16 protein-coding genes and 1 pseudogene are annotated in these 19,528 nt (G+C 72.1%); 9 read left to right on the forward strand and 8 right to left on the reverse strand.

Annotated elements, in window-relative coordinates; genetic code table 11:
- Window positions 1-46 precede the first annotated feature (46 nt).
- Entirely contained in the window at window positions 47-241 is a 195-nt protein-coding gene (locus ACFWFZ_RS23300) for a hypothetical protein (RefSeq protein ID WP_387124742.1), read from the forward strand.
- 202 nt (window positions 242-443) lie between these two features.
- Here the strand turns inward: ACFWFZ_RS23300 and ACFWFZ_RS23305 are convergent, their stop codons facing one another.
- Complete coding sequence (locus tag ACFWFZ_RS23305; RefSeq protein WP_387124719.1) at window positions 444-4,304, reverse strand: helix-turn-helix domain-containing protein; 3,861 nt, start codon at window positions 4,302-4,304, stop codon at window positions 444-446.
- Between the two features lie 143 nt (window positions 4,305-4,447).
- Window positions 4,448-4,810, reverse strand: a complete 363-nt coding sequence (locus ACFWFZ_RS23310; RefSeq protein WP_387124720.1) for a hypothetical protein — start codon at window positions 4,808-4,810, stop codon at window positions 4,448-4,450.
- Window positions 4,811-5,098: 288 nt separating this feature from the next.
- Between ACFWFZ_RS23310 and ACFWFZ_RS23315 the strand changes: the two genes are divergently transcribed.
- Both ACFWFZ_RS23315 and ACFWFZ_RS23320 read left to right on the forward strand, forming a co-directional pair.
- Window positions 5,099-6,190, forward strand: a complete 1,092-nt coding sequence (locus ACFWFZ_RS23315; RefSeq protein ID WP_387124721.1) for a nitrous oxide reductase family maturation protein NosD — start codon at window positions 5,099-5,101, stop codon at window positions 6,188-6,190.
- 35 nt (window positions 6,191-6,225) lie between these two features.
- Window positions 6,226-7,320 (forward strand): methyltransferase, encoded by a 1,095-nt coding sequence (locus ACFWFZ_RS23320; protein ID WP_387124722.1) that lies wholly within the window; start codon window positions 6,226-6,228, stop codon window positions 7,318-7,320.
- A gap of 100 nt (window positions 7,321-7,420) precedes the next feature.
- On the opposite strand, the gene ACFWFZ_RS23325 is transcribed toward ACFWFZ_RS23320, so the two are convergent.
- Window positions 7,421-7,678 (reverse strand): acyl carrier protein, encoded by a 258-nt coding sequence (locus ACFWFZ_RS23325; protein ID WP_387124723.1) that lies wholly within the window; start codon window positions 7,676-7,678, stop codon window positions 7,421-7,423.
- 13 nt (window positions 7,679-7,691) lie between these two features.
- Window positions 7,692-8,891: a SchA/CurD-like domain-containing protein gene (locus tag ACFWFZ_RS23330; protein ID WP_387124724.1), complete on the reverse strand. Its 1,200-nt coding sequence runs from the start codon at window positions 8,889-8,891 to the stop codon at window positions 7,692-7,694.
- A gap of 147 nt (window positions 8,892-9,038) precedes the next feature.
- Here ACFWFZ_RS23330 and ACFWFZ_RS23335 point away from each other — a divergent pair, with 147 nt between their 5' ends.
- On the forward strand, window positions 9,039-10,712 hold the full coding sequence (locus tag ACFWFZ_RS23335; RefSeq protein ID WP_387124725.1) for an FAD-dependent oxidoreductase: 1,674 nt from the start codon (window positions 9,039-9,041) through the stop codon (window positions 10,710-10,712).
- A gap of 87 nt (window positions 10,713-10,799) precedes the next feature.
- Here the strand turns inward: ACFWFZ_RS23335 and ACFWFZ_RS23340 are convergent, their stop codons facing one another.
- Window positions 10,800-11,447, reverse strand: a complete 648-nt coding sequence (locus tag ACFWFZ_RS23340) for a TetR/AcrR family transcriptional regulator (RefSeq protein WP_387124726.1) — start codon at window positions 11,445-11,447, stop codon at window positions 10,800-10,802.
- Window positions 11,448-11,592: 145 nt separating this feature from the next.
- On the reverse strand, window positions 11,593-13,656 hold the full coding sequence (locus ACFWFZ_RS23345) for a discoidin domain-containing protein (RefSeq protein ID WP_387124727.1): 2,064 nt from the start codon (window positions 13,654-13,656) through the stop codon (window positions 11,593-11,595).
- Between the two features lie 304 nt (window positions 13,657-13,960).
- Between ACFWFZ_RS23345 and ACFWFZ_RS23350 the strand changes: the two genes are divergently transcribed.
- On the forward strand, window positions 13,961-14,242 hold the full coding sequence (locus tag ACFWFZ_RS23350) for a hypothetical protein (protein ID WP_387124728.1): 282 nt from the start codon (window positions 13,961-13,963) through the stop codon (window positions 14,240-14,242).
- Window positions 14,243-14,297: 55 nt separating this feature from the next.
- On the opposite strand, the gene ACFWFZ_RS23355 is transcribed toward ACFWFZ_RS23350, so the two are convergent.
- Window positions 14,298-15,506: a serine hydrolase domain-containing protein gene (locus tag ACFWFZ_RS23355; protein WP_387124729.1), complete on the reverse strand. Its 1,209-nt coding sequence runs from the start codon at window positions 15,504-15,506 to the stop codon at window positions 14,298-14,300.
- Between the two features lie 265 nt (window positions 15,507-15,771).
- Here ACFWFZ_RS23355 and ACFWFZ_RS23360 point away from each other — a divergent pair, with 265 nt between their 5' ends.
- Window positions 15,772-16,128, forward strand: coding sequence for a zinc ribbon domain-containing protein YjdM (locus ACFWFZ_RS23360; RefSeq protein ID WP_387124730.1), 357 nt, complete (start codon window positions 15,772-15,774; stop codon window positions 16,126-16,128).
- Between the two features lie 170 nt (window positions 16,129-16,298).
- On the opposite strand, the gene ACFWFZ_RS23365 is transcribed toward ACFWFZ_RS23360, so the two are convergent.
- Window positions 16,299-17,168, reverse strand: a complete 870-nt coding sequence (locus ACFWFZ_RS23365) for a ScbA/BarX family gamma-butyrolactone biosynthesis protein (RefSeq protein WP_387124731.1) — start codon at window positions 17,166-17,168, stop codon at window positions 16,299-16,301.
- Window positions 17,169-17,385: 217 nt separating this feature from the next.
- Between ACFWFZ_RS23365 and ACFWFZ_RS23370 the strand changes: the two genes are divergently transcribed.
- The 3 genes and pseudogenes from ACFWFZ_RS23370 to manB all read left to right on the forward strand — a co-directional run.
- Window positions 17,386-18,060: a ScbR family autoregulator-binding transcription factor gene (locus ACFWFZ_RS23370; RefSeq protein ID WP_387124732.1), complete on the forward strand. Its 675-nt coding sequence runs from the start codon at window positions 17,386-17,388 to the stop codon at window positions 18,058-18,060.
- Between the two features lie 17 nt (window positions 18,061-18,077).
- On the forward strand, window positions 18,078-19,028 hold the full coding sequence (locus tag ACFWFZ_RS23375) for an NAD-dependent epimerase/dehydratase family protein (protein WP_387124743.1): 951 nt from the start codon (window positions 18,078-18,080) through the stop codon (window positions 19,026-19,028).
- A 120-nt stretch (window positions 19,029-19,148) separates the two neighbouring features.
- A pseudogene (manB, locus tag ACFWFZ_RS23380) lies at window positions 19,149-19,528 on the forward strand (phosphomannomutase/phosphoglucomutase); the annotation flags it as partial.

Raw genomic sequence — 19,528 nt, forward strand, 5'->3', positions numbered from 1 at the left:
AAGCACCCGGTTCTGCGCCACCATGACGGTGACTCAGGAGGTCTCGATGGTGCTGTCCCTCTCCGTGGTCGTCCTGCTCCTCATCCTCGCCTGGATCTTCCTGCGCAGTGGCGGGCTGAAGTTCTCGCACGCCCTCGTCTGCGTCCTGCTCGGCTTCTATCTCGCGAGCAGCAGCATGGCCGCGACCATCCACGACGGCCTCACGGCCACCGCGAACGCCGTCTCCAGCCTCAACCCCTGACCGATCGTCGCGCCTTCGTGCATCATCCGGCGCGTGCACGGACCCCTCGGCGGCGCGATCAAGCGTCTGGCAGCGGCGCGATGTGATACACGCCGACGCGGCGGGCATCGCCCCCCTCGGGGCCGCTCGACGGAAACCCCGGGTGACCGGCGAGAGGACCGCGGCCCTCGGCGGGGAACGCGCAGTTTGCATGGCCGCCGCGTCACATCCCGCTCAAGAACGCCCCTCTTCGGATGGCGTGGGCGCCCAGGGGCGGTGACCCGGCCGGCCCTTCCCGCAGCCGGTCGACCACCGCCAACCGCGCCTCCACGTCCAGGCTCCACAGCCGTACGGTGCCGTCCGTGCTGCTGCTCGCCACCGTCCCCCCGTCGGGGGCGAAGGTGACGCCCCACACCGCGTTCGTGTGTCCGGCCAGCGCCGCCAGCGCGCGTCGGCCGGCCACGTCCCACAGCCGCACGGTGCGGTCGTTGCCGCTGCTCGCCAGCGTGCGGCCGTCGGGGGAGAAGGCGATGCCCCGCGCGGAGCCGGTGTGGCCGGCCAGCGCCGCCTCGAAGCGGTGCCGCCGCGCGTCCCACAGCCGTACGGTCCCGTCGTTGCCGCTGGTGGCGAGCGTCCGCCCGTCCGGGCTGAAGGCCACGCCCCGGACCGCACCCGTATGGCCGGTGAGGGCGGCCAGCGGCCTGCGTCCCGCCACGTCCCACAGGCGGACGGTCAGATCGTCGCCGGCGCTCGCCAGGATGCGCCCGTCCGGGCTGAACTCCACGTCGTTGGCGAAATCCGTATGCCCGCTGAGCGTGGCCAGCCGACGGCGCGAGGCGACGTCCCACAGCCGGACCGTGCCGTCGGAGCCGGCCGAGGCCAGCGTCCGCCCGTCCGGCGAGAAATCCACCGCGAACACGGTCCCGCCCTGGCCGGCCAGCGTGGCCGACGGGCCTCCCGCCGCGACGTCCCACAGCCGGACCGTGCCGTCGGATCCGGCCGAGGCCAGCGTCCGCCCGTCCGGCGAGAAATCCACCGCGAAGACCGTCTCGCCGTGCCCTTCGAACGCGGCCACGACCCGGCGCCCGGCCACGTCCCACAGCCGCACCACGTGATCCGCCTCCGCGGTGGCCAGCAGCTTCCCGTCCGGGCTGTACGCGGCGTGCCAGATCTCCGTGAACGGCCGTGACGCCAGCACCGCGCCCCGCAGGTCCCAGAGCACCACCGACTGGTCGAACCCGGCGGTGGCCACGAGCGCGCCCCGGCTGTCCACGGCCACCCCGAGCACGTAGTCGGTGTGCCCGGCGAGCGTCGCCGTCAGCCGGCCGCCCGCGACGTCCCACAACCGGGTCGCGCCGTCTCCGCCCGCGCTGATCACCGTCGTCCCGTCCGGTGTGAAGGCGACGCCGTTGACGTCGTCACTGTGCCCGGTCAGCGTGGCCGTCGTACGGCGCCCGGCCACGTCCCACAGCCTGACGGTCCGGTCGACGCCCCCGGAGGCGACCGTACGGCCGTCCGGGGCGAACGCCGCGCCCAGTACCTCGTCGGTGTGCCCGGACAGCACGGCCAGCGGCGCGGCCTCCACCGGATCCCACAGCCGTACGCTCCGGTCGGCGCCGGCCGAGACCAGCGCCCGCCCGTCCGAGGCGTACGCCAGGGCGTTGACCTGCCCGGTGTGCCCGGCCAGGGAGGCGACGGCGCGGTACTCCCCGGTGGTCTCCCACAGCCGTACCGTCCCGTCCGGGCAGCCGGTCGCCAGGGTCCGCCCGTCCGGCGCGAAGGCCACCGTCCGCGAGCCCGTCGTGCTCGCCGGGAGCACCGCCTTCGTACGGCCGTCGGCGGTGTCCCAGAGCCGGGCCGGCCCGTCCGTGGAGACCGCCGCGAGGGTCCGGCCGTCGGGGCTCACGGCGACCGTGCGGACCCGCCCGGCCATCGTGAACGTCGCGGTCGTCCGCCGGTCGGACACCCGCCGCAGGGTCACCGTCCCGTCCGAACTGCCCGTCGCCAGCATGCCGTTGTCCGGTCCGAAGGCCACCGTGTTGACCGGCCCGCCGTGCCCGCCCAGACGGGCCACGAACGGCTGCGACTGCGTGCTGAGCAGCGCCCCGCGCGCCTCGCTCGTCCGCGCGGTCCGGTACGCGTCGCCGGCGAGCAGCATCGAGGCCTCCGGCTGGCCCGCGGCCAGCGCCGCCGACTGCAGGGCGAGCGCCCGTGAACGGGCGATCCGTTCCTGGCCGAGCGCGCCCGCGCGCTGCTGGTACGCCAGCCCGCCGGCGCCCACGGCCAGGACCAGCAGGACGGCCAGCGTGGCCAGCATCCACCGGCGCAGCCGCGCCTGGCGGGAGGCCTGCCGCTCGCGGCCGTCCTGCGCCGCCCGGCTCTCCCGCAGGAAGGCCGCCTCCCGGGGCGCGAGCCGCGCTCGTCCGTCGAGTTCGTCCGCCCAGGAGCGGGCCGTCTCCAGCCGCGTCCCCCGGTAGAGCGCCGACGGATCGCGGCCTTCGCGCTCCCACTCGGCCGCGGCGTGGGCCAGCTGCTGGTGGATCAGCAGCCCCGCCCGGTCGGCGCGGATCCATCCGCGCAGCCGCGGCCAGGCGTGCAGCAGGGCCTCGTGGGTGATCTCCACGGTGTCGCTGTCCATGGTGATCAGGCGGGCCCGTACGAAGGCGTCGAGCGCGGCCGCGGCCGGGCCGGCGTCGGCCAGCTGCTCCATGAGGGCCGTGCGGCTCATCCGCCGGCGTGTCGCTCCCGTACCGTCGGCGACGTGCACCAGCCGCACCAGGACGCGGCGGAGGGTGTTCTGCTCGGCGGGGTAGAGGCGGCCGAACGCCTCCTCGGCGGTCCGGGCGACGGCCCCCTGGATGCCTCCGGTGCGCTCGTAGCCGGCGACGGTCAGGGTGGCGCCCTCGCGCTGGCGCCAGGTGGCCATCAGCGCGTGGGAGACCAGGGGCAGCGCGCCGGAGGGCGTCGTCCCGCCGGGCGGGTCGTCGCGCGGGCCGACGTCGCGCAGCAGCAGGGGGACCAGCCCCGGTTCGAGGGCGAGACCGGCGAGCCGGGCCGGCCGGGTGATCGATTCCCGCAGCTCCGCGGGCGACATCGGCGGCAGGACGAACAGCCCGCCGGTGAAGACCGGCCCCAGCTCCGGCAGGTCCAGGCAGTTGCCGGAGAAGTCGGCCCGTACGCCGAGCACCACGACGGCCGGATCGTGCGCGGTCGGCTCTGGGCCCGGTACCGCCAGCGCGCAGAGTACGCGTACGAACGCCCGCCGCTCGTCCTCGTCGGTGCAGAGGGTGAACAGCTCCTCGAACTGGTCGACCAGCAGCACCGGACGCAGCGGCGGCGCGGGCAGGCCCGGATCAGCCGCCGGGGGCGGCTCCGACAGCCGGTGGACCGCTTCGAGCAGGGCGTGGGGACGCTCCCGCAACTCCCTTGCCGTGATGCCGGGATCGCCGCCCAGCACCTTCGCGGCGCGGCCGAGCAGTTCCTCCAGCGGCTGGGCGGTGGGGGTGAACCTGACCACCGGCCAGGTGTCGGCGCCCGGCATCGGGAAGCCGCCGCCCCGCAGGACCGGTACGAGGCCGGCGTTCAGCAGGGAGGACTTCCCGGCGCCCGACGGGGCGACGAGCACCAGGGGCCCGGCGCCGATCCGCTCGAAGACCCGTTCGGCCAGCTCGGCGGTGGCCCGCTCCCGGCCGAAGAACCAGCGGGCGTCCCGTGCGGTGAAGGCGGGCAGGCCGCGGTAGGGGCACTCGCCCTCCGCCCGCGGCCCGGCCACGGCGACGCCGCCGGAGGCGGCACCGCCCTCGGACGCCTCGGCTTCCCGGGCCATCCGCAGCAGTTCACCCCCCGCCCGCAGGACGTCATCGCAGCGCCGCGCGACATCGACGGTCACCCGCTTCGAGCCGGTCTCGATCTTGCTCAGATAGCCCTTGCTGTAGTGCGTCTCGCGCGCGAGGTCAGCGAGGGACAGGCCGCGTTGCAACCGCAGACGTCTCAGCTGGGCAGGGAAGGGCCGCGCGGTGTCGTCGGACTCCCGCAGCTGGTCGGTCTTGCGCCGACGGTCCGGATCCCCCAAAACATCCCCCATGGCAGGTGCCCAGGCAGCGAGATGGCGTCGCCCAGGCTACCGCGCGAGGCGGCCGGAAATGGGAGCTTCCAGCCGGTATGACGAGCACAGGAACGGCCGGAGCCGCCGTGCGGCGACTCCGGCCGTCCTCCTCGCGGGGGGCGTCAGCGGTTGAGGCGGATCGAGTTGATCGGCGTGAGGTCGGCGTACACACCGGTCTTGGCGGCGATGGTGCTGCCGCAGCCCGCGCCGCCCGAGCCGGTGCACAGGTTTGCGGTCGCACCGCCGTACTGGTTGTTGAGCACCCAGTGATGCCCGAACTGGTTGCTGAGGTTGTGCGCCCCGTACCGGTAGAAGACGTGCGTCGGCTTGACGGCCGGGTTCTGGTTCTGAGGGTAGATGCACACCGCCCCGTCCGGGCATCCCGCCCAGGTGTCGACCGGCTTGGCCTCCACCGAGGCGCTGAGTGCGATCACCGCGACGACGGACGTGGCGAGAGCGGCGGCGCCGCGGAACAGCTTGCGCATGGTTTCCCCTTGCGGTTCGTGCCTCGTGCTGACGGCTCCAGCCTGGCGCCGCCCGGGCGCCGGGGTCGACGGGTTGCCCGTTGCCCCTCCCGAGGGGGACCGGGAAACCCCGCGTGGCCTGCACCGTTGCAGGCCAGAGGGCAACAGCGCGGGGGGGTGCGGGCCGCCGGACCCGCCTGCGGTACGACGATCCACTCTCCGGGCGTCAAAATGCGGCCGTTTGCCCACGGCATGCGTCGATCCGCTCACCCAGTGTGGCGATTTGTCGCAATCGCCCATAAATTCTGCATGGTGACGAACCGACAACTCAAGTCCCTCACGTGCATCGCCGTCGTCATGGCCGCCGGCTTCGGCCTCTTCGCGCCACCCGCATCCGCGGCCGGACACCGAGTGCGCCCGGGCGACTCGATCCAGGACGCGGTGGACTCCGCGCGGCCGGGCGACATCATCACCGTGATGCCGGGCGCCTACTACGAGAACGTGCTGATCACGAAGAGGCTGACGCTGCGCGGGTGGGGAGAGCGGACGGTGATCAAGCCGCCTGCCGCCACGACCCTGCCCGCCACGCCGAAGGCGTCCGGACGGGCCGCCCTCGCCTGCTCGCAGGCCGACACCGGAATCTGCGTCATGGGTACGGAGGAGCATCCCGTCACCGGTGTCGAGATCCGCGCGCTGACCGTGTCCGGCTTCAAGCGGAACGGCATCTGGGCCTCGTACACCGACCGCCTGAGCGTCGAGCGCGTGATCTCCGAGAACAACAGCACCTGGGGCATCGCCCAGGAACGGTCCACCCGCGGCTTCTTCCGCGACAACATCGCCCGCGACAACGCCGAGTCGGGCATCTTCATCGCCAACACCGTCGCGCGCGAGGGCGGCGCCACCGACACCCGGGGCGCCGTGATCCGCGGCAACAGGCTGACCGGCAACCGGATCGGGGTCACGGTCAGGCGCGTCCGGAACCTCACCGTCAGCGGCAACCACCTCACCGGCAACTGCGGCGGCGTGTTCGTCGTCGGCGACGAGGGTGAGCCCGGCGCCGGGGACCTGACCATCCGCGGCAACCGCATCCACGAGAACAACAAGTTCTGCAAGGGCAACAGCCGCCTCCCCGACATCCAGGGCGTCGGCGTCGTCCTCACCGGCGCCGAAGAGACGGTCGTGCGTTCGAACTCCATCCGGGGCAACGTCGGATCGTCCCCGCTGTCGGGCGGCATCCTGCTGTTCAAGAGCTTCGTGGGTGCGACGAACACCGACAACGTCATCGAGGACAACGTGGTGCGGGACAACCTGCCGTACGACCTGGCCAACCAGGGGACCGGATCGGGCAACCGGTTCCTCGACAACCGGTGCGACACCTCCGTGCCGGCCGGCATGTGCTGACCCGTGTCCCCCCTCATCAGGAGAATCGAGCCCGCATGACCACGGTGAGTTCCACCCCCGCCGCCACCCCCGCCGCCACCCCCGCGCCCGTCCCCGCCCCGAACGCCGGCCCCCCGCACACGCCCCCGCCGGCCATGCGCCTGCGCGAGCTGGCCTTCGGCGCGGCCGTCGCCGCCGCCGTACGCGCCGCCGCGCGACTCAAGGTGGCCGACGCCCTCGGGGAGGCGCCCGCCACCCCCGCCGAACTCGCGACCGCGGTGCACGCGGAACCGAAGCCCCTGCAACGACTGCTCCGCGCCCTGTCCTGCTACGGGATCTTCGCCGAGACCGAGGACGGCAGCTTCGTCCACACGGACATGTCGCGGCTGCTGCGCGAGGACGACCCGCACAGCCTGCGCTACATCTCCCTGTGGTGCACGGAACCCTGGACCTGGCAGGCGTGGCCGCGGCTCGACGACGCCGTCAGCACCGGCGGGAGCATCTTCCACGACCTCTTCGGCAAGGGGTTCTTCGACTACCTGCACGAGGACGCGCACGAGTCGGCGCACGTCTTCAACCGCGCCATGACCACCTCCAGCATGCAGTCGGCACTGGACGTCGCGGACCTCCTCGACCTCACCGGCGTCTCGGTCGTCGCGGACATCGGCGGCGGCCAGGGACACGTCCTGGCCAGCCTGCTGGAGAAGCACCCGACGGTACGCGGGCACCTGCTCGACCTGCCCGGCGTGGCCGCGAAGGCCGATCCCCGGCTGCGTGACGGCGGCCCCCTCGCCGACCGGACCGCCATCGTCCCCGGCGACTGCCGCGAGGCCGTCCCGGTCGACGCCGACCTCTACATCATCAAGAACATCCTCGAATGGGACGACGAGAGCACCCGCAGGACCCTGCGCAACGTCGTCGCCGCGGCCCGCCCCGGAGCCAGGGTCGTCGTCATCGAGAACCTCGTCGACGACACCCCCTCGATGCGGTTCACCACGGCCATGGACCTGATGCTGCTGCTCAACGTCGGCGGGGCGAAGCACACCGAGGAGAGCCTGCGCACCCGTCTGGCGGACGCCGGACTCCTGCTCGGTGACGTCCGCCCCGTCAACGCGTACCTGCACGCCTTCGAGTGCACCGTGCCCGGGTGATCCCGGCCGACGCGCACCACGACGCCCCGGTACCGGCGGTCGGCCGGTGCCGGGGCGTCGTCATGCGTGCCGGGCGGCGGCGCCCGTCCGCCCCGGCGCGTCAGGTTCCGGCCGTCAGGGCGTCGTTGACGAGGTCGAGGAACTCGCGCGGCGACTTGCACTGGTCCGCACCCGCGGGCAGGGGCCGGCCGTGCCGGTTCTCCAGCTCGCCGACGATACCGAGCAGGCCCAGGGAGTCCAGCCCCCACTCGTCGAACTTCGCATCGGGCCGGGCCGCCATGACGGCGGGATCGACGGAGATGCCCGCACCCTTCTTCATCAGCGCGGCCAGCTCTTCCACGGTCAGTCGGTCGGTCATGGCGGGCTTCTCCTCAGGCTCGGGCCGGCGAACGCCGGTCGGTGATCAGGCGCATCTCGGAGCGCTCCAGGAAGAGCGAGATCTCCTGGTGGGTGGTGGGGACGCCGTCCTTGGCGCTGTCGAGCAGCCGTGCGAGCACCGCCGCCTTGTGGCCGCCCTCGACGCCGAGCGTCAGGGCCGGCCGGGCGTCGTGCGGTCCGCGCAGGTCGAGGAGGCGGACGACGATGTCGTCGCGCTGGAAGACGGTGCTCGCCTGGATGGGGCTCGTCGCGTCGTCCACGGCCGCCTCGTCCTGTGCGGCGAGCAGCCGGGCGAGTTCCGTGCCGCACCCCTTCTTGGCGGGATAGAACAGCGCGTGCCGCCCGAGCTCCGCGCCGTCGCCCCCGCCCGCCGCCACATGGTGCACGGCGGGCAGCGCCGCCCGGGTGAAGAAGGTCCGGGCGGAACCGGGATCGCTGAGATCGCGGTCCTGCTCCAGGTACGGGTTGATGGCCTCCTCCAGTGCCCTGACCCCGGGCTGCAGGGCCACGTGGCGCAGCGCCGCGAGCAGGTCGCCCTCGACCTCCAAGGCCCGTACGACGCGGTTGCCGTGCATGAAGAGCGAGGTGCGGCGCAGCCGGGTGTTCTCGTCCACCTGCGCCTCCGGTGAGGTGTATCCGCTCAGCAGCTCCGCCACGACGGGCTCGCTGCCCGGCTTGACCGTGAAGGTCAGGGCGTGGCGGACCACGCCGTCCCCGCGCCGCGGGGCGACCTGGAGGCGGCCCCTCGCCCGGTCCGGGCCGTCCGCCGAAGCGGATGCGGCAGCGGCGGCGAAGGGGGTACCGGCGGACGGGCCGGGGGAGAAGGCCGCGGCGGCGCCGGGACCGTGGTCCCTGCCGGTCTCCCGCAGCACGCTGAACCGCAGCGAGCGGGTGTCGCGTACGCAGCCGTGGAGCGGCTGGACCGACGCGACGTGCTCCTCGCTGTTGACCCAGGCCAAGAACCGCGGTGCGCTCTCCCATTCACTGGTGATCAGCCACTGCGACGGATTCTCGATCGACTGGCACAGCTCGTCCCGGATGTGCCCGGGGACGGAGGAGACCTGCTTGTGGAGGTCCTCGTAGACCTCCAGGAACTGGTTCTGCGCACCGTCGTACAGATCCAGCAGCAGCACGACCCGAAGCCTCGAGTCGTCGAAGGCGGACTGGGATATCCGTTCCGACAAGGTTGTCATCGTTCACACTCCTTCGAGACCACACGGTCGCCACGGGGCGGCGCCACCCGAACCGATCGTGGTCCGGTAGCCCCGTCGGCGCGAGAGGAGAGAACCAAGCGGGTGAACGAGCGAGGGAACCCCCGTCGTAGAGGGCATGGAAGAGCCATGAAGGAAAACGTCGACCACCGCGTCCCGGTCCTCATCGTGGGCGGCTCGCTGGTGGGCCTGTGCACCTCGCTGTTCCTCGGCCGTCACGGCATCACGCACATGCTGGTCGAGAAGCACGCGGGAACCTCGCTGCACCCGCGTGGACGCGGTATCAACGTCCGCACCATGGAGCTGTTCCGGGTCGCCCGCGTCGAGGACCCGATCCGTGAGGCCGCCTCGGTCCTGGCGGACAACCACGGCATCCTGCAGGGCGGCTCCCTGACCGGTGACGACCAGAAGTGGCTGTTCGAGCAGATCGACCCGGGGGGCGCACTGGCGCGGTTCAGCCCTTCGACCTGGTGCCTGTGCAGCCAGAACGACATCGAGCCGGTGCTGATGTCCGTCACCCCCACGCTCGGGGCGGACCTGCGGTTCTCCACCGAACTGCTCTCCTTCGAACAGGACGAGAGCGGGGTCACCGCGCTCGTCAAGAACCGCGAGACCGGCGAGCACAGCACGGTGCGCGCCGACTACCTGGTCGCCGCCGACGGGCCGCGCAGCCCCGTGCGGGAACAGCTCCGGATCGGCCAGAGCGGTCCCGGCGACCTCTTCCACAACGTGAGCATCACCTTCCGGTCCCGGATGCTCGCGGATGTGATCGGCGACCGGCGCTTCATCGTGTGCTACCTCACCAAGACGGACGCCGACGGGGCCCTGCTGCCCGTCGACAACCGGGAGCGCTGGGTCTTCCACGCGCCGTGGCACCCCGACCGCGGCGAGACGCTGGAGGACTTCACCGACGAACGCTGCGTGGCGCACATCCGGCGGGCCGTCGGCGCACCCGACCTGGACGTCGAGATCACCGGGAAGGCGCCGTGGCACGCCGCCGAGCGCGTCGCCCAGCGGTACGCGGCCGGCCGGGTCTTCCTGGCCGGCGACTCCGCCCACGAGATGTCCCCCACCGGGGCGTTCGGCTCCAACACCGGCATCCAGGACGCGCACAACCTCGCCTGGAAGATCGCCGCGGTACTGGACGGCGCCGCCGGACCGGGGTTGCTGGAGACGTACGAGTCCGAGCGGCTGCCGGTGGCACGGGCGACGAGCGAACGGGCCTCGGCCCGTTCGGCGGAGCACAGCCACCCGGGGTACGAGCCTGACCCGGAGACCGTTCCCGAGCCCGTCGCCGCAGCGCCCGCGCGGGGTGGCGGCGGCCGGCAGAACGGGGTCCTCGCCGTGGCCATGGGCTACCGGTACGGCCAGGGCGCGGTGGTGGGGGCCGACCCGGACCTGCCGGTCGTGCCCGAGCGGATGCGGCTGTGCGGGGAACCGGGCACGCGCGCCCCGCACCTGTGGCTCCGCGACCCGGCGGCGGGGGCGCGCAGGTCGACCGTCGACCTCTACGAGCGGTCCTTCGTCCTGCTCAGCTCCGAGGGCACACCGTGGAGCGGAGCGGCGGGCTCGGTCGCCAAGCGGATGAACGTACGCCTGGACGCCTACGCGATCGGCACCGGCCCGGAGGCCGACCTGATCCCGGAGGACGGCGGTGACTGGGCCGAGGCGCACGGCGCCACCGCGTCCGGAGCGGTCCTCGTCCGCCCGGACGGCTTCGTGGCCTGGCGCTCACCGGACGCCGTGGCGGACCCCGAATCCGTCCTGTACAAGGTCCTGACCACCCTCCTGGACCGCTACTGACCCCCGCCCGCCCCGCCGCAGGCACGCAAGGGCGCCGCCCCTACGCAAACCCGCGGGAGCGGCGCCCTCGTACGCGCGGGGCACCGTTCAGGCGGGGGGTGGGGGGACGGTGTGGGCCTGGGCGTGGGGGTGGTGGCCGGTCGGGGTGTCGGTGAGGCTCGTGACGTGGTCGGTGATCATGTCGAGGATGGCCGACACGACGTCGGCGTCGCCGAGGACGAGGTGGTTGAGAGTCAGCCCGTCCGTCATGGCGGCCAGGTAGCGGGCCAGTACGGGTACCGGTACGCGCAGCTCGAAGGGCATGAGACGGCGGAGCTGCTCGATGAGCTCGGTGTAGGTGTCGGAGTACAACTCGTACTGGCGTCGCGCCAGGTGCTCGAACCCGGGCCGGCGCAGGGCGTACTGCGTGAGCTCGTAGGTGAGCATGTGCTCGCCCGGGTTGGCTGCGACGTGGTCCCAGTACGCCTGGAAGCCGGCCCGGATGGTCTCCCGGAGGGTGGCCCTGGGCCGGATGGCCTCCCTCGCCACGGTGATGCCGTGCTCGGTGATCGCGACGATGACCGATTCCAGCAGGGCCTGCTTGGAGTCGAAGCAGTAGTGGAAGACGCTCAGGGACACGCCGGCCTCGGCGCAGATCGAGCGCGTCGTCGCCCGGGCGACGCCGTCGCGGGCCATCACGCGGATCGCCGCCTCGGTCAGCTGGCGGCGTCGCTCGGCCGACGGCATGCGTGCCATGGGCGTTCGTTCCCTTCGTTCCGTTCGCTGCTGTGCGCGGGGGTGCGGTGGTGCGGGGGTGCAGGCGTGCAGGCGTGGGAAAGGCGGCCGGGGCCGGCCGGATCGGCGGATCCGGCCGGCCCCGGCCCGGGGGATGTCGGCGGCGTCAGCTGCTGTAGACGCCGACTTCGTAGAGCGAGTAGCCCCACTTGGTGCCGCGCTGCACGCCGTGGACGCGTACGTAGCGGGCCGTGGTGCCGGTGAACAGCGCCGTGTCCAGACCGCCGTCACCGGTGGTGGTGGACCACGCGGACTGCCAGTTGGCGCCGTCGTTCGACAGTTCGATGCGGTAGGCCTGCCCGTGCGCCCGCTCCCAGTCGAGCGTGACGCGCCCCACCAGATTGGCCGCGCCGAGGTCGATCTGGATCCACTGGTCGTCGCTCCAGTCGCTCGCCCAGCGGGTGCTCGTGTTCCCGTCGACGGCCCGGGACGGGGCGTAGCTGGTGAAGGGGTTCCACTCGGCCGAGCTGGCCGCCGTGGACGCGCCCGCGGCGAGGTTCACGGCGGCCTTGTGCTTCTCGGACGAACCCCAGGTGGTGAGGTACGACTCCGCTCCGCGGAAGAGGTCGTCGACCACGTCCTGGCCGCCGACGTTGCGGATGTCCTCGATCCAGTCCGGGACCAGGCCGTAGTGCGAGGCGCCGTCGGTGTTGAGGTCCCAGGTGCGCTGTCCGGTGGTCTGCTTGTCGATGACGGAGCCGCCGTCGACGCTGCGGAACGGGTAGCGCACCGGGTTCGGGGTGTCGGCCCCGCGGGGGCCGGGCCAGCCGCCGACGCCGTTCATGTCGGTGCCGTAGCCGTAGCCGACGTTGTACTTGTCGCGCAGGGCGTTCTTGGCCTTGGCCTCCGCACTGAAGCCCTCGGCCCCGCTCATGTACTGGGCGACGAACCCGCCGAGCTTGTAGAGCCGTTCGGTCCAGTTGTCGTCCATCCAGCTGTGCGAGGAGATGACGCCCGGATAGGACTCGGCCTCCAGGATGTCGAAGGCCCGGCCGGCGGCCTTGACGCTCATGTGGTCGATCTCCAGCATCATCTTGCGTTTCATCATGCCGCGCACCGCGTACTCGCCGAGCTCGGTCAGGCCGCGGGTGTTGCACTGCGCGTCCGCCGCGTACGAGGGCACGGACACGCCCGCCGGAAGCTCCTTCTGCGCCTGGGGGGCGGCCGCGAGCCCGATGGGGTTGTCGTGCTGCGGACCGGTGCACTTCTCCGTCTTCCAGAAGGTGCCGGTCGACAGGAACTGGCCCACGTTGATCGCGGTGCCGAGCGCGCCCTGGTCGAAGCGGACGCCGCACAGGGCGTTGTCGAACTTGTGGCAGAGGAACATGCTGCGCACGCCCAGCTTGTGCAGTTCGTCGAGGCCGCGGTCGACGTCCTCCTTGCTGCACTGCGCGATGTCGAGGATCTGCTTGCAGCCGAACGGCTCGGAGGTCTCGACGCCCAGGACGACGGCCAGCTTGCCCTGCTTGACGACCTCGCGGGCCTGGGCGGAGTCGGTGACGATGCGGAACCAGCCCTTTCCGGGCCCGCCGTACATCTTGTCGATGTAGGCCTGCATGTCGTACGTCTTCTGCGCTTCGAGCCGGATGGCGGTCATCTCGTCGCAGCTGCGGTCCTTGAAGAAGTAGACCGAGCAGATCACGCCGTTGGTGACGAGGTCGTTGACGAGCACGCGCTGGCCGCCGCGCCAGGCGCGTTCCACCCAGGCGTAGTAGTTCTGCTGGTGGGTCAGCGAGTCGTGGTCGGGCCAGTCCTTGAAGGTCGGCCAGCCGTTCGGGTCGTGCTTGCCGTCGCCGCCCTTGGTGATGAAGTCGAAGATCGCCAGGGTGCCGTCGGGGTAGTGCTCGGGGCAGTCCTTGAGCGCGTCGGCCACGCCCAGTTCGGAGAAGGGCTTGCCGCAGATGAGGCGGCCGCCGAAGCCCTCGTTGGACATCAGGTGGTCGTGCGCGTCGACGAAACCGCGCACCCGGCCCTGGGAGTCGGTGCCCTTGAAGGGCTCGCCGGTGATGTTGATGTCGGAGTCGGGTGCGGGCCGCGCCACCGGATTCCACCAGCCGGGGTCGGCGGCGGAGCTGGGCACGGGGCCGAGCACCATCGCCACCACGGCGAGGAGCAATGACAGGACCGCGAGGGGGCTGCGCCTGGGGTGCGTGTGTCGGGAAATGGTCATCACTCACGTCTTCGGTCAGCGGATGGCGCGGTGGAGGAACCGGACCCGTTCGGGGACGCGACGGCCACACGGGAGCGCCTGACTTGTCATGAACCCGCAAACGGTGGTCCGAGAATCGCCACTGGCGCCGACAGAGTCAAGAGTCCGGGACGGATGACCTGATGATTCGTCAGTAGCGCCGGGTGCGCCGTCCGTGCCGTCTGCGGGAGGGCCTGCACGGACGGACGGATGGTCGGACGTGTAGGCAGGCAGGGCCCGGCGTGGCCGGTGGGCGGGGGAGGCCGCGACGGCCTACCGTCGAGCCATGAGTGCCATGGCGGTCGTGTACGAGGTCGAGGACCCGGTGGCGGCGCACCCCGGCGGGATCGCGGCAGGCGGCGGTGAGGCGGCGGTCGTGCGCGTGCACGCGGCGCCGGCGGCGCCCGGGAGGCCCGGCGTCCCCGGCCCGCGGACCTTCTGCGGCAGGGACACCTTCGCCATGCGGGCCGCCGGGCAGCCCGCCGGGCAGCCCGGCGCGATGTGGTACGACGCGCAGTACGCGGACCGGGTCTGCCCGGCGTGCGACGACGCGGTGGGCACCGACTGAGGAGCCGGGCGGACGCCGTCCGGAGGGCGGGCGCCGTCCGGACGGCGGGCGGGCGTCAGCGCGCGTTGTGCTCGGGCAGGTCCATCTCGGCCGGGGCGAAGCCGAAGCCGCGCGCTCCCTTCTTCTCGGTCTGCTTCCCGCAGAACGCGGCTTCCAGGGTGCCGCCGAGTGCCGTGTTGGCCGCGCCCCTGTTCGAGGTGTTCGCCATCGCGGAGAGGCTGCGCCGCCCGTCGCGCGTGGAGAAGGCGTAGGTGTAGAAGCCCTGCACCGTGCCCGTGTGCCCGTAGACCGACGTGCCGCAGGAGAGGTCGTAGCGACGCAGACCCAGTCCGTAGAACCGGGTGTTCGTGGTGTCGGTCGGGGTCGCGGTGACCATGGCGTCCAGCAGCCGGGGCGGCAGCAGCCGGCCGCCGAGCAGCGCCGACGTGAAGGTGTTCAGATCGGCCGGGCTGGAGATCACCGCACCGGCGGACTGCGCCCACGACACGGTCTGCTCGGTGGAGTCGACCAGCGGCGCGCCCGCCTCGTCGGGGTGCAGGTAGCCGCGGGCGTGCAGGCCCTTGATCTTGGTGCCGGGGTGCACGTACGTGGTGCTGCGCAGGCCCAGCGGCTTGAAGATGCGCCGCTCGTACTCCTTGCCCACCCGGTTGCCGGTGGCCTTCTCGATCAGCATGCCGACGACGACGAAGTTGGTGTTCGAGTACTTGTACGCGACGCCGGGCTCGGTGGTCCTGGGCTCGCGCAGCGAGAGGTCCAGCAGCTCCTGGTAGCTGAACACCCGGTTGCGCACGGCCTCGAAGCCGGGGACGGTGTGCTCGAACATGGCGTCGGTGTAGTCCGCCAGTCCGCTGCGGTGGGTCAGCAGGTGGCGCACGGTGATCCGGTCGTCGGGCAGCAGGCCGGGCAGGTAGCGGTTGACCGGCGTGTCCAGGTCGATCTTCTTCTCGCCGACGAGCTGGAGCAGGACCACGGAGGAGAAGGTCTTGCTGACGCTGCCGATCCGGAAGCGGGCCTGCGGGTCCATGGCCGCGCCCGTGCTCTTGTCGCGTACGCCGACGGCCCGCGTACGGACGCCGTCGGGGCCGCTGAAGCGGGCCATGGCGCCGGGCGCACCGGCGGCCGTGGTGTTGCGCAGCGCCTGGGTCAGCGCTTCGAGATCGGGGGCGGTCCCGGCCGCCTGGGCGGTGGTCGCGGGGGCGACGGCGGCCGTCACGGCGAGCAGGGCGGTGGCCAGGGCGAGACGTCGGTTCACGGGCAGCGGCACGGTGTTCCTCTGGTCGGTGGTCAGTCGGCGGCAAAGGGCGGGGCGTCGCGGACGTCCGGACGGCACGACCGTGACGCGCCCAGAAAGATCATCGGTCAGGAGCGGCGGCGGCGTGAGCCGCAACGCGCCGTACTACGACGGCAGTTCCAGCCGTCGCGGGGCCCCATGGCGCATTTCCACCCCACGGACCTGCCGGCGGGCGGACGGGAGGGCTGGCGGGGTGATCTGGGGCGATGGGGCGATGGGCCTGAAATATACTGATGGGGTGACTGAGAACTCCTTGCCAGCCTGCCCCGAGTGCGCGGGTGCCTACGCCTACGAGATGGGCTCCCTGCTGATCTGCCCCGAGTGCGGGCACGAGTGGCCGCTCGCCGCCGCCGGGACGGAGGACGCTCCGGAGGAGCGGGTGATCAAGGACTCCGTCGGGAACGTGCTGGCCGACGGCGACACCGTGACCGTCGTCAAGGGCCTGAAGGTCAAGGGCAGCCCGACCGGGATCAAGGCCGGCACCAAGGTGCGCAACATCCGCCTCGTCGACGGCGTGGACGGCCACGACATCGACTGCAGGATCGAGGGCTTCGGGCAGATGCAGCTCAAGTCCAGCGTGGTCCGCAAGGTCTGAGAAACGCCGGGGACCTGGGCGACCCTGGACGACCCCGACCTGGGGGCCGGGGCGCTCGGAGGGGATCTGAGCGGACCTGAGCCTCAGGACAGACGGCAGACGGCAGACGGCAGGCGCCTGCCCGGGCAGAGTCCCGGGCAGGCGCCTTCGTCGTACACGTCGGGGGATGGTCAGGGCGCGGTGAAGGCACGCAGGGGCGCGGGCGCCGTGGCGGTGATCGTCCCCGTGGCGGTGAACACGTCCCCGCCGTCCTGTCGGGCCACGACCCGCACGGGGAGCCTGCGGCGGTCCGGCGCCGCCGTCGGGTCGGGGAGCGCGGTCGTCTCGATCCAGCAGGGCGGGTTCAGCTCGGCATAGCGGAAGAACCGCATCTCCATGTCGGTCAGGACCCCCCGGCGGGGGAAGGCGGAGGCGTACGCGGCCTGGCGTACGGCCTCCAGCAGCAGCATGCCCGGGGCGTGGTCGACGGGGTGGTCGAAGAGGATCGGGTGGTGGATGTCGGTCCGCAACTGCGCGCGTTGCATGGAGCTGGTGGGGGAGAGCACCACGTCGTGGAAGCGGTCGCGGCACACCCGCCGGGGCGTCATCGGCGGCGGGAGGGGGATGACGCGGGCGGTCACCTGGTCGAGGTCGGCGTTCCCGCCGCGCAGGCGCTGGTAGGCGGCCTCGGGCTGGTTGGTGAAGCCGGCCTCGGCGGTGCCCAGGAACTCACCGTCCCGGGTGGCGGTGACGTGCATGGTCAGGCGGCCGAGCCTGCGGCCCCGGCGGACGACTCCCGAGCAGCGGATGTGGAGCATGATGTCGGCGGGTCTCGAACCGACCACGAGCGCGGCGGGCTCGGTCGAGTAGCTGAACGTGTCCCAGATCTGGCGGTGGCCGAAGGGCACCTCGTACGCCACGTGGCTGAGCAGCGGGACGGCCTGGCGGACGGACTCGGCCAGGAGGAGCGGATCGTGGTGGCCCGCGTCGGGCGAGTAGAAGCTGTGGGCGCGGGGCCACTGGGCGGTGACGACGAACTCGTCCGGAGCGACGGAACGCATCCGGTGAACAGGACTTCGGAGTGCGCGCTCTTGTGCACGTACTCCCGCGGTAAGGCGCTGCTGAGCGCGGTCTCGGGCGAGGCGGAACGTGTGGCTGACACAGTCATTGGTGGAGCCCCCCTGGAACGTCGGACATGAGCTGGAGCTGGTGCTTGTTCGGCGCTGGATCCTAAAATAAAGGATGTTCGTTTTTTTTGTCGAGAGAAGTTAGGTGCCCATGTCAGAACGAAAGCAGCAACGAGCCCCGCAACTAAGGGCAGTTCAGACGAAGGCAGCCATCCTGCGCGCCGCCGCGGAGGTCTTCGACGAGTACGGCTTCAGCGGAGCAAGCATCAGCAAGATCATGAAGCGGGCGGATGTCACGCAGGGCGGGATGTACTTCCACTTCGGCTCCAAGGAGGAACTGGCCTACGCCGTGATGGTCGGTCAGGGCGAAGGGCTGGAGTTCCCCGCGGGTGAGGACGGTCTCCAGCGTCTGGTGGACATCACGCTCTACCTCGCCGAGCAGCTCCAGCACAATCCGGTGCTCCGCGCCGGCGTCCGACTGGCTGTGGAGCAGGGCGAGTTCGGCCTGCGCGACGATGTCGCCTACCAGGCCTGGGTCCTGGAGTTCCGCCAGCAGCTGCGCTTCGCCCGGGCCAAGGGGGAACTCCAGCCGGACGTCGACGACCACGAACTGGCCTGGGTGCTGGTCAGCTCCTTCACCGGCGCACAGCTCTTCTCCCAGGCCTCCACCGGCCGTGCCGACCTGCCGCAGCGGATCGCCTCGCTCTGGCGCTACCTGCTGCCCGCCGTCGCGGCCGACGACATCCGAAGCGACCTGCGCCTGACGCTGCCGTCGGCGACGGGCCCGCGTTCGGAGACGGATCCACAGCCGGAGCCGCGGGATTGACCGGGCGTCAGATCGTCGTGACCGGTGCGACGGGTTTCGTCGGATCGGCGGTACTGCGTCGGCTGGCAGAGCATGACCTGCCGGTCGTGGCTCGCGCGGTGTCCCGTACCGCGGTCGCCGCCGGCGCCGCGGGCCACGGGTACCGGGCGGTCGCGGACCTGGCCGACCCGCTCTCGCTCCACGGGGTGTGCGAAGGCGCCGACGTCCTGCTGTCTCTCGCCTCCTACATCGGACCGGACGCCCGCCGTTGCGAAGCGGTCAACTCCGTCGGGACCACGGCCCTGATGGCCGAGGCGCGGCGCGCGGGTGTACGGCGCATCGTGCATCTGTCGACGTGTGCCGTCTACGGGCCGGGGCCGCACCGGGGTCCGGACGTCGGGGAGTTGGCGCCCGCGCCGGTGTCGCCGGCCAGTAGGAGCCGACTGGCGGGGGAGGCGTCCGTGCTCGACGCGGGCGGCCTGGTCCTGCGCGCCGGACTGGTGCTGGGGAGGGGCGACCGGTGGGTCGTACCGGCCCTGGCCGACGCCTTCCGGCGCGTACCGGCGGAATGGGACGGGGGAGCGGGTGCGGGCTCCTTCGTCGATGTCGACGACCTGGCGCGGCTCGTCGCGGCGTTCGCCCTCGGGGACGGCGCCGCGGCCGGGGCCACGGGCGTGCTGCACGCCCACCACCCGCAGCCGGTACGCAACCGGGACCTCATGGACGCGCTGGCCGAGCACGGGGTGCTGCCGGAGCGACCCGCCGCCGACTGGCCCTGGAGCAGGTGCCTGGAGGCCCTGTCACAGACCCCGGGCTGGGTCAGCGAGCGGCAGTTCACACTGCTGGCACGGGACCACTGGTACCGCGCGGACGCGGCATGGCGGCTCGCCGGCATCGCCCCGGGTCCGGGTCCGGGTCCGGGTCCGCTGGCCCGGCTCGGCCGGGCCGTGTCCTGGTACCGGGATCGGGGCGCGGTCACGCCGGGGTGACGGGTATCTGCCAAAGCCTCAGCGGGATGGGGGCGGACGGGCCGTGGCGGGGAAGGGGGCGGGTAGCGTCCCGGACACAGCCGGTCCTGGTCATCCCGTACACCCGATGGAGGAGTGGAAATGCCCGACCTTTCGAACATCGTCAAGGCGTATGACGTGCGTGGTGTCGTGCCGGACGAGTGGGACGAGTCTCTGGCGGAGCTGTTCGGTGCTGCTTTCGTCGAGGTCGTGGGTGGTTCGGCGGTCGTGGTGGGTCATGACATGCGTCCTTCGTCGCCTGGTTTGTCGGCGGCGTTCGCGCGGGGTGCCGCGGCGCGTGGTGTGGATGTGACGTTGATCGGTCTGTGTTCGACGGATCAGCTGTATTACGCGTCGGGGTCGATGGGGCTGCCGGGTGCGATGTTCACGGCGTCGCACAATCCGGCCCGTTACAACGGGATCAAGATGTGTCGGGCGGGTGCGGCTCCGGTGGGTCAGGACACGGGTCTGTCGCAGATCCG

This window comes from Streptomyces sp. NPDC060232 (assembly GCF_042726555.1).
Taxonomy (GTDB): domain Bacteria; phylum Actinomycetota; class Actinomycetes; order Streptomycetales; family Streptomycetaceae; genus Streptomyces.

What these genes read in the sequence shown, in the direction of transcription:
- ACFWFZ_RS23300 (WP_387124742.1), top strand. Translation starts at nt 47, where the DNA reads ATGGTGCTGTCCCTCTCCGTGGTCGTCCTGCTCCTCATCCTCGCCTGG.
- ACFWFZ_RS23305 (WP_387124719.1), bottom strand. Translation starts at nt 4,304, where the DNA reads ATGGGGGATGTTTTGGGGGATCCGGACCGTCGGCGCAAGACCGACCAG.
- ACFWFZ_RS23310 (WP_387124720.1), bottom strand. Translation starts at nt 4,810, where the DNA reads ATGCGCAAGCTGTTCCGCGGCGCCGCCGCTCTCGCCACGTCCGTCGTC.
- ACFWFZ_RS23315 (WP_387124721.1), top strand. Translation starts at nt 5,099, where the DNA reads ATGGTGACGAACCGACAACTCAAGTCCCTCACGTGCATCGCCGTCGTC.
- ACFWFZ_RS23320 (WP_387124722.1), top strand. Translation starts at nt 6,226, where the DNA reads ATGACCACGGTGAGTTCCACCCCCGCCGCCACCCCCGCCGCCACCCCC.
- ACFWFZ_RS23325 (WP_387124723.1), bottom strand. Translation starts at nt 7,678, where the DNA reads ATGACCGACCGACTGACCGTGGAAGAGCTGGCCGCGCTGATGAAGAAG.
- ACFWFZ_RS23330 (WP_387124724.1), bottom strand. Translation starts at nt 8,891, where the DNA reads ATGACAACCTTGTCGGAACGGATATCCCAGTCCGCCTTCGACGACTCG.
- ACFWFZ_RS23335 (WP_387124725.1), top strand. Translation starts at nt 9,039, where the DNA reads ATGAAGGAAAACGTCGACCACCGCGTCCCGGTCCTCATCGTGGGCGGC.
- ACFWFZ_RS23340 (WP_387124726.1), bottom strand. Translation starts at nt 11,447, where the DNA reads ATGGCACGCATGCCGTCGGCCGAGCGACGCCGCCAGCTGACCGAGGCG.
- ACFWFZ_RS23345 (WP_387124727.1), bottom strand. Translation starts at nt 13,656, where the DNA reads ATGACCATTTCCCGACACACGCACCCCAGGCGCAGCCCCCTCGCGGTC.
- ACFWFZ_RS23350 (WP_387124728.1), top strand. Translation starts at nt 13,961, where the DNA reads ATGAGTGCCATGGCGGTCGTGTACGAGGTCGAGGACCCGGTGGCGGCG.
- ACFWFZ_RS23365 (WP_387124731.1), bottom strand. Translation starts at nt 17,168, where the DNA reads ATGCGTTCCGTCGCTCCGGACGAGTTCGTCGTCACCGCCCAGTGGCCC.
- ACFWFZ_RS23370 (WP_387124732.1), top strand. Translation starts at nt 17,386, where the DNA reads ATGTCAGAACGAAAGCAGCAACGAGCCCCGCAACTAAGGGCAGTTCAG.